The sequence below is a fragment of the Rhabdaerophilum sp. SD176 genome (genome assembly GCF_030143245.1).
GTDB lineage: Bacteria > Pseudomonadota > Alphaproteobacteria > Rhizobiales > Beijerinckiaceae > Rhabdaerophilum.
The window spans coordinates 517,527-530,019 of the sequence record NZ_JARJNS010000003.1; the positions used below are offsets into that span (position 1 = coordinate 517,527).

Here is a 12,493-nt window from a genome sequence, read left to right on the forward strand (position 1 = left end):
GAGGCCGTTCCATGCCCGCATCCGCCGCCCTGATTGGCCGTACCGAAGCGCCCGCCCGTCCTGCCTTTGCCGAAATGGCCAATGCCATCCGCGCTCTCGCGATGGATGCCGTCGAGAAGGCAAAATCCGGCCATCCCGGCATGCCGATGGGCATGGCCGATGTGGCCAGCGTGCTCTTCACCGAATTCCTGAAGATCGATCCCGCGCGGCCGGACTGGCCCGACCGCGACCGCTTCATCCTCTCTGCCGGCCATGGCTCGATGCTGCAATATGCGCTGCATCATCTGATCGGCTATGCCGACATGCCGGCTTCCGAATTGCAGCGCTTCCGCCAGCTCGGCGCGAAAACCGCAGGCCACCCCGAATTCGGCCACGCCCTCGGCATCGAAACCACCACCGGCCCGCTGGGCCAGGGCATTGCCACCGCCGTGGGCATGGCCTTGGCCGAACGCATGATGCAGGCGCGGTTCGGCACCCGGCTGGTTGACCATCATACCTATGTGCTCGCCGGCGATGGCTGTCTGATGGAGGGCATCAGCCATGAGGCCATCGATCTCGCCGGGCATCTCAAGCTCAACCGGTTGATCGTGCTCTGGGACGATAACGGCATCTCGATTGACGGCAAGCTCTCGCTCTCGACCTCGATGGACCAGCTGCGCCGCTTCCGTGCCGCCGGCTGGCGCGTCGCCCGCATCGATGGCCATGATCCCGAAGCGATCCGCACCGCCCTGCATGCGGCCAAGGCGAGCCGGAAGCCGAGCCTGATCGCGTGCCGGACCGTGATCGGCAAGGGCGCCCCGAACAAGCAGGGCTCCGAGGCCACGCATGGCGCACCGCTCGGCGAGGCCGAAATCGCGGCCGCTCGCGCCCATCTCGGCTGGAAAGCGGCGCCGTTCGAAATCCCGACAACCATCCGGGCCGCCTGGCGTGAGGCCGGGCAGCGTTCGGTCGCCGAACGCGAGGCCTGGGAAGCGCGGCTGGCTGCCAGCCCGGCCCGGCGCCGGTTCGAGGCCGCCCTGTCCCGGGACATTCCCCGCGCCTTCTCCCGCGCCATGGCACAGCACAAGGAGGCCCTTCTCGCTGACAAGCCGAAGATCGCCACCCGCAAGGCGTCAGAACTGGCCCTTGGTGTGATCAACGAGGCGCTCCCGATCATCGCTGGCGGTTCGGCCGATCTCACCCATTCGAACCTCACGATCACCAAGGGGCAGGTTGCGGTCGCGCCCGGGCGTTTCCGCGGAAGCTACATCCATTATGGCATCCGCGAGCATGGCATGGCAGCGGCCATGAACGGCCTCGCGCTCCATGGCGGCTTCATCCCCTATGGCGGCACCTTTCTGGTCTTCTCGGATTATGCCCGCGGGGCCATGCGCCTTTCTGCCCTGATGGAGCAGCGCGTCATCTACGTCATGACGCATGATTCCATCGGCCTCGGCGAGGACGGCCCGACGCATCAGCCGATCGAGCATCTGGCGATGCTGCGCGCGACGCCCAACCTCCAGGTCTTCCGTCCCTGCGATGCGATCGAGACCGCCGAGGCCTGGGAAATCGCCTTGGCCAGCCCCCGCACACCGAGTGTGCTCTGTCTCTCCCGCCAGAACCTCCCGATCCTCCGGCAGGATGTCCGGGCCAATCTCTCCGCCCGCGGGGCCTATCTCCTGCGGGATCCCGGTGCGAAGCGCGCGGTCACCCTCCTTGCCACGGGTTCCGAGGTCGAGATCGCATGTGCCGCGGCGGACCGGCTCGACGCCGCCGGCACCCCGGCAGCCGTGGTCTCGATGCCGTGCTGGGAACTCTTCGAGCAGCAGGACGAGGCCTATCGCCGGACAGTGCTCGGCACAGCCCCGCGGATCGCCATCGAGGCGGCCGCCCGCCTCGGCTGGGATCGCTGGATCGGCGAGCGCGGCGCCTTCATCGGCATGACCGGCTTCGGCGCCTCGGCCCCGGCAGCGGATCTCTACCGCCAATTCGGCATCACGGCGGATGCCGTGTTCGCCGCTGCGCAAACCCGTCTTTCGCAATCCTGAGGAACCCACCATGGCGCGCATCACGCTCCGTCAGCTTCTCGATCACGCCGCCGAGTTCGGCTATGGCGTGCCCGCCTTCAACATCAACAACATGGAGCAGGTGCTCGCCATCATGGAGGCAGCCCGCGCGGTCGATGCCCCGGTCATCCTCCAGGCGTCGCGCGGCGCCCGGACCTATGCCAACGACATCATGCTCGCGGCGATGGTCGATGCGGCCGAACGCATCTTCCCGGAAATCCCGATCTGTCTCCATCTCGACCACGGCAACGAGGAAGCCACCTGCGCCACCGCGATCCAGCACGGCTTCACCTCGGTGATGATGGATGGCTCGCTGCTGGCGGATGGCAAGAGTGCAGCCGATTACGACTACAATGTCGGCATCACGCGCCGCGTCGTCGACATGGCCCATTGGGTTGGCGCTTCGGTGGAGGGCGAGCTTGGCGTGCTCGGCAGCCTCGAGCATGGCGGCGGCGAGCAGGAGGACGGGCATGGCGTCGAGGGCAAGATCAGCCATGACCAGCTCCTGACCGATCCCGAGCAGGCGGTGGATTTTGTTCGCCGGACCAGGGTCGATGCGCTCGCGATCGCGATGGGCACGAGCCATGGCGCCTACAAGTTCTCGCGCAAGCCGGATGGGGCGATCCTCGCGATGCATGTGATCAAGGCGATCCATGAGCGCCTGCCCGATACCCATCTTGTCATGCATGGTTCTTCCTCGGTGCCCGAGGAACTCCAGGAGCGGTTCAAGGCATTCGGCGGCGAGATGAAGCCGACCTGGGGCGTCCCGGTCGAGGAGATCCAGACCGGGATCCGCCACGGCGTGCGCAAGGTGAATATCGACACCGACTGTCGCCTGGCCATGACGGCAGAGTTCCGCCGCGTCGCGATGGAGACCCGTGCGGAATTTGATCCGCGCAAATTCCTCAAGCCGGCCATGGATGCGATGCGCAGCCTCTGCCGCCAGCGCTTCGAGGAATTCGGCACGGCCGGCAACGCCGCGCGCATTCGCGTCGTGCCCCTGGCCGAGATGGCCCGGCGTTACCGTTCGGGCACGCTTGACCCCCAGATTGGCGCGTTTGTCCAGGCCGCCGAATAACCTGTCCCGGACCCAGAGGAGCCTCCCGATGAATGTGCAGCCGAAGGCCGTGACCGGCAAGGAACGCTACAAGGCCGGTGTCATGAAATATGCCCAGATGGGCTATTGGGACGCCGATTACGAACCGAAGCCGACCGATATCCTCGCCCTGTTCCGCATCACCCCGCAGGATGGCGTGGACCCGATCGAGGCCGCGGCGGCCGTGGCGGGCGAAAGCTCGACGGCGACCTGGACCGTGGTCTGGACCGACCGGCTGACCGCTTGCGACAAGTACCGGGCCAAGGCCTATCGCGTCGATCCGGTGCCGAACAACCCCGGCCAGTACTTCTGTTATGTCGCCTATGATCTCGATCTTTTCGAGGAAGGCTCGATTGCCAACCTCACCGCCTCGATCATCGGCAACGTCTTCTCGTTCAAGCCGCTCAAGGCCGCGCGCCTCGAGGACATGCATTTCCCCGTCGCCTATGTGAAGACCTACAAGGGGCCGCCCACAGGCATCGTGGTGGAGCGCGAGCGCCTCGACAAGTTCGGCCGGCCCTTGCTCGGCGCCACCACCAAGCCGAAGCTCGGCCTTTCGGGCAAGAATTACGGCCGCGTGGTCTACGAGGCGCTCAAGGGCGGGCTCGACTTCGTCAAGGATGACGAGAACATCAACTCGCAGCCCTTCATGCACTGGCGGGACCGGTTCCTCTACGTGATGGAGGCCGTCAACCGCGCCCAGGCCGTGACCGGCGAGGTGAAGGGCCATTATCTCAACATCACCGCCGGAACGATGGAGGAGATGTATCGCCGTGCCCAGTTCGCGAAGGAGCTGGGATCCTGCATCGTGATGATCGACCTGATCATCGGCTACACCGCCATCCAGTCGATCTCGGAATGGTGCCGCCAGAACGACATGATCCTGCACCTGCACCGGGCCGGGCATGGAACCTATACCCGGCAGAAGAACCATGGCGTGTCCTTCCGCGTCATCGCCAAATGGATGCGCATGGCCGGGGTGGACCATATCCATGCGGGCACAGCCGTCGGCAAGCTCGAGGGCGATCCGATGACCGTGCAGGGTTATTACAACATCTGCCGCGAGATGAAGAACGAGGTCGACCTGCCGCGCGGGATCTTCTTCGAGCAGGACTGGGCCTCGCTCCGGCGGATGATGCCGGTGGCCTCCGGCGGCATCCATGCCGGCCAGATGCACCAGTTGCTCGATCTGTTCGGCGACGAGGTCGTCCTGCAATTCGGCGGCGGCACGATCGGCCATCCGATGGGCATCCAGGCCGGGGCCCAGGCCAACCGCGTGGCGCTTGAAGCCATGGTGCTGGCCCGGAACGAGGGTCGCGATATCCGCAATGAAGGTCCGGAAATCCTCCGGGATGCCGCGCGCTGGTGCCAGCCGCTGCGCGCCGCCCTCGATACCTGGGGCGACATCACCTTCAACTACACCTCCACCGACACGTCGGACTTTGTCCCGACCCCTTCCGTTGCCTGAACCGGAGCAAGACCATGCGGATCACCCAGGGCTGTTTCTCGTTTCTCCCCGATCTCACCGACGCACAGATCACAAGCCAGGCGCAATATTGCATCGAGCAGGGCTGGGCGCTCGGCATCGAATACACGGACGATCCCCATCCCCGGAATACCTACTGGGAAATGTGGGAATTGCCGATGTTCGACCTCGCCGATGCAGCCGGCGTGGTGCGGGAACTCGTCGCCTGCCGTCAGGCCCATCCGGAGAAATACATCCGGATCAATGCCTTCGATTCCACCCATGGCTGGGAGACGGTACGGATGAGCTTCATCGTCAACCGCCCGGCCCGTGAGCCGGAACTGGTGCTGACCCGGCAGGAAGGGCCAGGGCGCAACCAGATCTATGCGATGACGGTTCGCCCGGCCTCATGACGTCTCTTTTCGCGTCGGGCGCCTTCTGTCGTCCGGCCTGACTGGGTGGCTGCCGGTCCGGACCTTCCGGCAGCCGCCCGCTTTCCTGGCCATGCGGAGAGGGATCATGGACATGCGTTCCGAGGACATGCTTTCCGGGGACTTGAGCCCCGACGGGCGGCCTGCCGGCCCGATCGACCTGCAGGCCGAGTTCACCGAAAGCGAGATCGGCAGTGTGCTCGATGCGCTTGATGCCGAACTTGTCGGGTTGAAGCCGGTCAAGCTGCGCATCCGGCAAATCGCCGCCCTGCTGCTGGTGGACCGCGTACGGGCCCGGCTCGGCCTGACCGCCGGCGCGCCTTCGCTTCATATGAGCTTCACCGGCAATCCCGGCACCGGCAAGACGACCGTCGCGATGCGGATGGCCGAGATCCTCCATCGCCTTGGCTATATCCGCCGCAACCATCTTGTCTCCGTCACCCGCGATGACCTTGTCGGACAATATATCGGGCATACCGCGCCGAAGACGAAGGAGGTGCTCAAGCGCGCCATGGGCGGCGTGCTGTTCATCGACGAGGCCTATTATCTCTACCGGCCGGAAAACGAGCGTGATTACGGGCAGGAAGCCATCGAGATCCTGCTTCAGGTCATGGAGAACCAGCGCGATGACCTGGTGGTTATCCTTGCCGGCTATGCCGAAAGGATGGAAACCTTCTTCCGCTCCAATCCCGGGTTCCGAAGCCGCGTCGCCCATCATGTCGATTTTCCCGATTATGGCGACGGGGAATTGCTGGACATCGCCGGCAGGATGCTCGCCGGGCAGAATTACCGGTTCTCCGCCAGCGGCGAGGCCGCCTTCCGGCTCTATGTCGAGGCCCGCCGCGCGCAGCCGCATTTCGCCAATGCCCGCTCGATCCGCAACGCTCTCGACCGTGCCCGGCTGCGCCAGGCCAGCCGGATTTTCGCGCTGGGCCGTCCGCTCTCGGTGGAGGAACTGACCACGCTGACCGAGGAGGACATCCTCGCGAGCCGCGTCCTTACGCAGGGCGGTGCCCTCGGCCCGGCCGGACAGGGCGGCTAGGCCGGTGCCGGCCCGGCTGGAAGCCATCCTCTTCGATGTCGACGGCACGCTGGCCGAGACCGAGGAGGGCCATCGCGCGGCCTTCAACGCGGCCTTCCGCGCACAGGGCCTTGGCTGGCATTGGGACCCGCCGCTTTATGGACGGCTGCTCCATGTCACCGGCGGGCGAGAACGGATCCGCGCCTATGCGGCCCAGCCGGACGTGCCGTCGGGCCCGGCGGACGAGGCGGCCATCCTGGCACTGCACCAGGCCAAGAACCGCCTTTATGCCGAGCAGGCCCGGGCTGGTGGCCTGCCGTTCCGGCCGGGGATTGCGGCCGTCCTGCAGGCGGCGAGGGCCGAAGGGCTTCGCCTCGGCATCGCGACCACCACTTCACCGGAAAATGTCGAGATCCTGCTGGCACATCAGCCGGACGGCGACTGGCGCGGTCATTTCGAAATCGTGATTGCCGGCGATGCCGTGCCGCACAAGAAGCCCGCACCGGATGCCTATCTCGCCGCGCTCTCGGCCCTTGGCCTGCCGGCGGAAGCAGCCATCGCCATCGAGGATTCCCGCCCCGGGCTCGAGGCAGCCCTGGCGGCAGGCCTCGCCACGCTGATCACGCCCAGCCTCTATTTCGCCGCCAGCGATTTCACAGCGGCCCAGGCCGTCCTGGCGCCCGGCCAGCCCTTGACCATGGCAGCGATCCGCGCCGCCCATGCCGCCGCTAACGCCGGATGAGCCGGTGCGGCAGGATCCGGTCGGCCACCGCCGCGCCCTCCCAGCAGGCCCGGAGCTGCTCGACGACAACCGGCCCGAAATCCCGGTAGGGAATCTCGACTGAACTCAGCCAAGGCGCGATCCACTGGTTGAAGGCATTGTTGTCGATGCCGATGATGCGGGTTCCGTCGGGCACCGCGCGGCCGGTCTCGCTGGCATGGCGGAAGGCGGCATAGGCCATCAGGTCGCTGGGGCAGAGCAGCCCGGCGGGCCAGCCATGCTGTGCCACCAGCGCCTGGATTGCCGCATAGCCCATGGCGAGATGATCCGGGCCCGCACCTGCAGCAACGGGGATCGCGTGGCGCGGCAGGCCATGTTCGCCGCAGCGATCCAGAAACCCGTCGACCCGTTCCGCGATGGAGGAGGACATGATCTCCGGCCGGATCGCCGCCAGCCCGGTGATCCCGAGTTCGTGGAAGCGATCCGCCACATCCGCCCCGGCCTTCCGGTTGTCGATGCCGACGAAGGGGGAGGGGCCAAGCGGGTTGCGCCGGTTGACGCAGACAATCGCCTCGCCCCGCGCCATGGCTGCGCGCAAGCCCGGGCTCGGCACGGCCGAAACGAGGATATAGCCCCGTGCCAGCTGCGCCCGCATGGCTTCGAGATATTCGTCCTGCAATTCCGGCCGGTCATGCGTGTCGCACAGAACCATGACATGGCCGGCATCGCGCAGGGCCTGCTCGGTCGAGGCGGCGATCGCGGCCATGGCCGGGTTGTCGAGATTGGGCGAGAGCATGGCCACGATCAGGCTTTCGCGGCGGCGCAGGCTGCGCCCGGCATGGTTCGGCCGATAGCCGAGCCCGGCAATGGCATCCTGCACCTTGCGGATCGTTACGCCGGAGGCACGCCCGAAATCGCCGTTGACGATGCGCGAGACCGTCGCCGCCGAAACGCCGGCCGTGCGCGCAACATCGCTCAGCGAGGGAGGGGCTCCCGGTTTTCTCATACCCGGCATTGTCGGACCTGCATTGTCTGGAGAACGATCACCAAAAAATCCGGCTTGGCAAGATTGACGTCTTGGCAAACGTTTGCCAAGCTTGATTTCCCGGTGAACAGCGCGAGGCCTCGCATCTGGCTGCCGGCAAACGAGATCGCGGCGCTGGACGAACCGGCTGCCCTTCCTGGAGGAAACGACATGAATCGCAGGCATTGGCTCGCGGGCGCGCTGGTTGCGGTTGCCCTGGCATCGAGCCCGGTCCAGGCGCAGACAACCCTGCGCATGACCTGGTATTCCGACGGCAATGAAGGGGAGGTGATGCGCGACCTCCTGAACCGGTTCGAGGCCGGCAATCCGGGCATCAAGGTCGTGCTCGACACGGTGCCCTTCAAGGCCATCAACGAGAATCTGCCGGTGCAACTCGCGGCGGGGCAGGGGCCGGACATGGCCCGGATCGTCGATTTTGGCGGCCTCGCCAAATTCGCGCTCGACCTCCGGCCGCATCTCGCGAATGCTCCCAACTGGGAGCAGAATTTCGGGCCCTTCCTCGAATGGATGCGCGAGCCCGGCAATACCACGGCCATTCCCGGCTACATGACGCAGCTCACCGTGACCGGCCCGCTGGTCAACAAGACCCTGTTCGAGCAGGCCGGTGTGGCAATCCCCGGCCCGAAGGCGACGTGGGATGACTGGGCGAAGGCGGCCAAGGCCGTCGCGGACAAGGTCAAGGCGCCCTATCCGGTGGCTTTTGACCGGTCCGGCCACCGCTTCTTCGGCCTCGCCGTCTCGCAGGGCGCGAAGATGATCGGCGCCGATGGTCTGCCGACCCCGTCCGATGAAGGCTTCCGCCGTGCCGCGCAGCTGATCGTTGACTGGCACAAGAGCGGTGTGATGTCGAAGGAGCTCTGGGGCTCGGTTTCCGGCACGGCCTATCGCGGCGCCAACGAGGAATTCAAGAACGCGCAGGTGCCGTTCTATCTCTCCGGTTCCTGGCAGATCGCCCAGTTCGACAAGACCGTCGGCAATGCCTTTGACTGGATTGCCGCGCCCACGCCTTGCGGCCCGGCCAATTGCTCCGGGATGCCCGGCGGCGCCGGCGTGATCGGCATCAAGGCAACGAAGCATCCGGCGGAAGTCGCCAAGGTGATGGATTTCCTCGCCAGCGAGCCGATCCTGTCGGAATTCTATGCCCGGACGCTTTTCGTGCCCGGCCATATCGGCATCGCGAAGAAGGGCGTTGCCTATCGGGGCGCTTCCGCCCAGGCCGCCGCTGCCCTGAAGGTCTTCGGAGATGCCGTCGGCGCGCTCGACCCCGCCGCCTACCGGATCCAGGGCAATGCCTATAGCCGGATCGTCTTCAACGCGGCGATCAGCCGGATCGGCCAGGCGGTGGCCGGCGAGATCACGATCGACGACGCCATCAAGCGCATCGATGCCGATGTCGCCCAGCAGGTCGCCGAGCGCAACAAGAAGTGATGGCCAGGGCGCGCGGTTCGCCCGCTGCGCGCCCTCCCGCCTTTTCGTTCCGGCAACCGACGGCGAAACCTGATCGCAAGGGTCCATCATGTCCGCAAACGGCTCCCCGCCTCGCGCGATCCCGCGTGACAGCTTCGCCTCGCGCCTGATCGAGGCCGTGGCGGGCCTCGCTGACCGGCCGATGGCGTGGATCCAGCACGCCGTCGGCGGGCGCGGCATGGCCTATGTGTTCCTCGCCCCGAACATCCTGTTCTTCGGGCTCTTTGTCTTCCTGCCCATCGGCATCAACATGGCGATGTCGCTGACCGGCGGCACCAATCTCTTCCTGTCCGAGCGGCCTTTTGTCGGCGGTGATCATTATCGCGCCCTGATGCAATGCGGCTCCTATCTCGACCCCGCCTCCTGCCGGGAGGATCATTTCTGGAAGGGGGTCTCGAACACGCTGAAATTCACGCTGTTCCAGATGGTCGCTATGGTCGGCACGGCTCTGGTGACAGCGCTTGTGCTCAACCGCAAGATCCGCGGCCGCGGATTCTTCCGTGCGGTCTATTTCTTCCCGGTCCTGCTCTCGCCGGTCGTGGTCGCGCTGATCTGGAAATGGATCCTCCAGCGCGATGGCCTCCTCAACGGCGCGATCACGCTTGCGGGCGGCGAGAAGATCCTCTTCTTCGTCGAGCCCGGCTGGGCGATGTTCTGGGCCGTCTTCGTCTCGGTCTGGGCGCATATGGGCTTCTACACGCTCATCCTGCTGGCCGGTTTGCAGGCCATCCCGGCCGATCTCTACGAGGCGGCGGAAATGGACGGCACGAAGCCGATGCGCGTCCTGACGCGGATCACCCTGCCGCTGCTCTGGCCGAACCTGGTCGTTGTGCTGGTCCTCGTGCTGATCAAGGCCGTGCAGACCTTCGACGAGGTCTTCGTGTTGACGGGCGGCGGGCCCGGCACGGCGACGCTGATGGTTGTGCAATACATCTACGAAACCGCTTTCGCCAACCAGGTGCAGAATTTCGGCCTCGCCGCGGCCGCCTCGATGCTGCTCGGCTCGCTGCTCTTCGCGCTGACCATGCTGCAGCTCTGGATCGCGAGGAGGAAGGCCGCATGAGCCGCGTTACCTCGCTCCTCCGGCAGACCCGCCGGCCTGGCCGCCTCGGCTGGACCGATATCCTCTCCTATGGCTATCTCGCCCTCGGCGTCGTGCTGATGTTCGGCCCGGTGCTCTGGCTGGTCCTCTCTTCGCTGAAGACGCCGGCCGCCCTGCTGGAATTCCCGCCTTCCTTCCTGCCGCTCACGCAGAAGACCATATCCGTCCCCGGCCATGCCCGGCCGCTGGAACTGCATCGCGTCCGCCTGCCGGATGGTTCGGTGAAGGAACTGGCGCAGGTCCGTCGCATCGGCATCCAGGCGACGATGATCGACCCCGCCGATCCGGCCAGGCCGGCGATCCGCGTCCCGATCGAGGCGCGCGAACCGATCCGCGAGATCGCCTTCGCCTGGTCGAACTATACCGAGCCGCTGAAGCAATTCGCGTTCGGCCGCTATTTTGCCAATTCGCTGATTGTGACGATCCTCGCGACGATCATCACCCTGCTCATCAATTCCATGGCCGCCTATGCGCTGGCCATCTACGAGTTCCGCGGAAAGAACGCCGCCCTGCTGATGGTGATCGGCACGTTGATGATCCCGATCACCATCGTGCTGGTGCCGGTCTTCCTCGTCGTCACCCAGCTCGGGCTCAACAATTCGCTCTGGGCCGTGATCCTGCCCGGCGCCGCTACGCCGACCGGCGTCTTCCTGCTGCGGCAATACATGCTGACCCTCCCGCGCGACCTGATCGAGGCCGCCCGCATGGACAAGGCGTCGGAATGGCAGATCTATTCCCGCATCGTCATGCCGCTCACCCTGCCGGCCCTCGCCGTGCTGGCGATCTTCTCGATCATGTGGCGATGGAACGAATTCCTCTGGCCGCTGGCGGTGCTCACGAAGAGCGAGGTCTACACGCTCCAGATCGGCCTCAACGCGTTCCAGGGCGAATTGCAGACGCAATGGCACTACCTGCTGGCCATGACGGTGATGACGCTGGCGCCGGTGGCCCTCGTCTTCGTGTTCCTGCAGCGCTTCATCACCACCGGCATCGCCAATACAGGGATGAAATGAGATGGCAGGTCTTGTCCTGAAGGGGATCGGCAAATCCTTCGGCCCGGTCGAGGTGCTCCGCGGCATCGATCTCGATGTGGCGGATGGCGAATTCGTGGTCTTTGTCGGCCCCTCGGGCTGCGGCAAATCCACCCTGCTGCGGGTCATCGCAGGGCTGGAGGAGGTGACTTCCGGCTCGATCCGGATCGACGGGCAGGATGTCACCACCGAGCGCGCCGCCGAGCGCGGCCTCGCCATGGTCTTCCAGTCCTATGCGCTCTATCCACATATGAGCGTCTACCGGAATATCGCCTTCGCGCTGGAGAACATGCGCCTGCCGCGTGAGGAGATCGACGCCCGCGTCCGCCGCGCCGCCACCATGCTGCGCCTGACCGAGTATCTCGACCGGAAGCCCGGCGCCCTGTCGGGCGGGCAGCGCCAACGCGTGGCCATCGGGCGCGCGGTCGTGCGCGATCCGAAGATCTTCCTCTTCGACGAGCCGCTCTCCAATCTCGACGCCGAATTGCGCGTCGCCACCCGCAAGGAACTGGCGGGCCTGCATGCGGAGATCGGCGGCACGATGATCTATGTCACCCATGACCAGGTCGAGGCGATGACCCTCGCCAACCGGATCGTGGTGCTCAACAAGGGACGGATCGAGCAGGTCGGCACGCCGCTCGACCTCTATAACCGCCCCGCCAATCTCTTCGTCGCCGGCTTCATCGGCTCGCCGCGCATGAATTTCATCCGCGGCCAGGTCGGGCCGGAGGGCAGGCTGGTCACGCCGGATGGCAAGGTGAACCTGCCGCTCCCGCCCGGGTCGGCGGCCACGGGCGAGGTCACGATCGGCATCCGGCCGGAACATGTCGCGCCGTGCAGCCCGGCCGAAGCGGATGCCCGGATCGCCGTGGAACTGGTCGAACAGCTCGGCAGCGAATCCTATCTCTATGGCACTCTGGCCGATGGCACCGCCCTGACCTTGCGCTCGCCGCTGGAGGATCCCGCCCGCCGGGGCGAAGAAATGCCCGTCCGGTTCGACCCGGCCCGCCTGCATCTCTTCGATGCGGCCGGCCTCGCCATCCGCCCCTGATCCCCGATCCTGCTTCCG

11 protein-coding genes are annotated in these 12,493 nt (G+C 66.0%); 10 read left to right on the plus strand and 1 reads right to left on the minus strand.

The window, feature by feature from the left end; all coding sequences use genetic code 11:
- Nucleotides 1-11: 11 nt before the first annotated feature.
- The 6 genes from tkt (at nucleotide 12) to P0652_RS09255 (ending at nucleotide 6,800) form a co-directional block, all read left to right on the plus strand.
- Nucleotides 12-2,027 (plus strand): transketolase, encoded by a 2,016-nt coding sequence (gene tkt, locus P0652_RS09230; protein ID WP_502947501.1) that lies wholly within the window; start codon nucleotides 12-14, stop codon nucleotides 2,025-2,027.
- A 10-nt stretch (nucleotides 2,028-2,037) separates the two neighbouring features.
- Entirely contained in the window at nucleotides 2,038-3,123 is a 1,086-nt protein-coding gene (fba, locus tag P0652_RS09235) for a class II fructose-bisphosphate aldolase (protein ID WP_284178486.1), read from the plus strand.
- 28 nt (nucleotides 3,124-3,151) lie between these two features.
- A complete protein-coding gene (locus P0652_RS09240; protein WP_284178487.1) occupies nucleotides 3,152-4,609 on the plus strand; it encodes a form I ribulose bisphosphate carboxylase large subunit in 1,458 nt (485 codons plus the stop codon).
- Between the two features lie 14 nt (nucleotides 4,610-4,623).
- A complete protein-coding gene (locus tag P0652_RS09245) occupies nucleotides 4,624-5,019 on the plus strand; it encodes a ribulose bisphosphate carboxylase small subunit (protein ID WP_284178488.1) in 396 nt (131 codons plus the stop codon).
- A 112-nt stretch (nucleotides 5,020-5,131) separates the two neighbouring features.
- Nucleotides 5,132-6,079 (plus strand): CbbX protein, encoded by a 948-nt coding sequence (cbbX, locus tag P0652_RS09250; RefSeq protein ID WP_284178588.1) that lies wholly within the window; start codon nucleotides 5,132-5,134, stop codon nucleotides 6,077-6,079.
- Between the two features lie 4 nt (nucleotides 6,080-6,083).
- A complete protein-coding gene (locus P0652_RS09255) occupies nucleotides 6,084-6,800 on the plus strand; it encodes an HAD-IA family hydrolase (protein WP_284178489.1) in 717 nt (238 codons plus the stop codon).
- Here the strand turns inward: P0652_RS09255 and P0652_RS09260 are convergent.
- Nucleotides 6,787-7,785 carry a LacI family DNA-binding transcriptional regulator gene (locus P0652_RS09260; RefSeq protein ID WP_284178490.1) on the minus strand — a complete coding sequence of 333 codons (999 nt, stop codon included), beginning with the start codon at nucleotides 7,783-7,785 and terminating at the stop codon, nucleotides 6,787-6,789. The genes P0652_RS09255 and P0652_RS09260 overlap by 14 nt on opposite strands.
- Before the next feature lie 189 nt (nucleotides 7,786-7,974).
- Here P0652_RS09260 and P0652_RS09265 point away from each other — a divergent pair, with 189 nt between their 5' ends.
- The 4 genes from P0652_RS09265 to P0652_RS09280 all read left to right on the plus strand — a co-directional run bounded on the left by P0652_RS09265 (nucleotide 7,975) and on the right by P0652_RS09280 (nucleotide 12,475).
- Nucleotides 7,975-9,252 carry an ABC transporter substrate-binding protein gene (locus P0652_RS09265; protein ID WP_284178491.1) on the plus strand — a complete coding sequence of 426 codons (1,278 nt, stop codon included), beginning with the start codon at nucleotides 7,975-7,977 and terminating at the stop codon, nucleotides 9,250-9,252.
- A gap of 88 nt (nucleotides 9,253-9,340) precedes the next feature.
- The gene (locus P0652_RS09270; RefSeq protein WP_502947502.1) at nucleotides 9,341-10,354 is read left to right on the plus strand and encodes a carbohydrate ABC transporter permease; all 1,014 of its coding nucleotides are present in this window, start codon (nucleotides 9,341-9,343) and stop codon (nucleotides 10,352-10,354) included.
- Nucleotides 10,351-11,406, plus strand: a complete 1,056-nt coding sequence (locus tag P0652_RS09275; protein ID WP_284178492.1) for a carbohydrate ABC transporter permease — start codon at nucleotides 10,351-10,353, stop codon at nucleotides 11,404-11,406. Before P0652_RS09270 ends, P0652_RS09275 begins: the two co-directional genes overlap by 4 nt.
- A gap of 1 nt (nucleotide 11,407) precedes the next feature.
- The gene (locus P0652_RS09280) at nucleotides 11,408-12,475 is read left to right on the plus strand and encodes an ABC transporter ATP-binding protein (RefSeq protein ID WP_284178493.1); all 1,068 of its coding nucleotides are present in this window, start codon (nucleotides 11,408-11,410) and stop codon (nucleotides 12,473-12,475) included.
- Nucleotides 12,476-12,493: the final 18 nt, after the last annotated feature.

Bases quoted from the DNA above. Each gene is read 5' to 3' on its own strand.
- tkt (WP_502947501.1), top strand. From the start codon at position 12: ATGCCCGCATCCGCCGCCCTGATTGGCCGTACCGAAGCGCCCGCCCGT.
- fba (WP_284178486.1), top strand. From the start codon at position 2,038: ATGGCGCGCATCACGCTCCGTCAGCTTCTCGATCACGCCGCCGAGTTC.
- P0652_RS09240 (WP_284178487.1), top strand. From the start codon at position 3,152: ATGAATGTGCAGCCGAAGGCCGTGACCGGCAAGGAACGCTACAAGGCC.
- P0652_RS09245 (WP_284178488.1), top strand. From the start codon at position 4,624: ATGCGGATCACCCAGGGCTGTTTCTCGTTTCTCCCCGATCTCACCGAC.
- cbbX (WP_284178588.1), top strand. From the start codon at position 5,132: ATGCGTTCCGAGGACATGCTTTCCGGGGACTTGAGCCCCGACGGGCGG.
- P0652_RS09260 (WP_284178490.1), bottom strand. From the start codon at position 7,785: ATGAGAAAACCGGGAGCCCCTCCCTCGCTGAGCGATGTTGCGCGCACG.
- P0652_RS09265 (WP_284178491.1), top strand. From the start codon at position 7,975: ATGAATCGCAGGCATTGGCTCGCGGGCGCGCTGGTTGCGGTTGCCCTG.
- P0652_RS09270 (WP_502947502.1), top strand. From the start codon at position 9,341: ATGTCCGCAAACGGCTCCCCGCCTCGCGCGATCCCGCGTGACAGCTTC.
- P0652_RS09275 (WP_284178492.1), top strand. From the start codon at position 10,351: ATGAGCCGCGTTACCTCGCTCCTCCGGCAGACCCGCCGGCCTGGCCGC.
- P0652_RS09280 (WP_284178493.1), top strand. From the start codon at position 11,408: ATGGCAGGTCTTGTCCTGAAGGGGATCGGCAAATCCTTCGGCCCGGTC.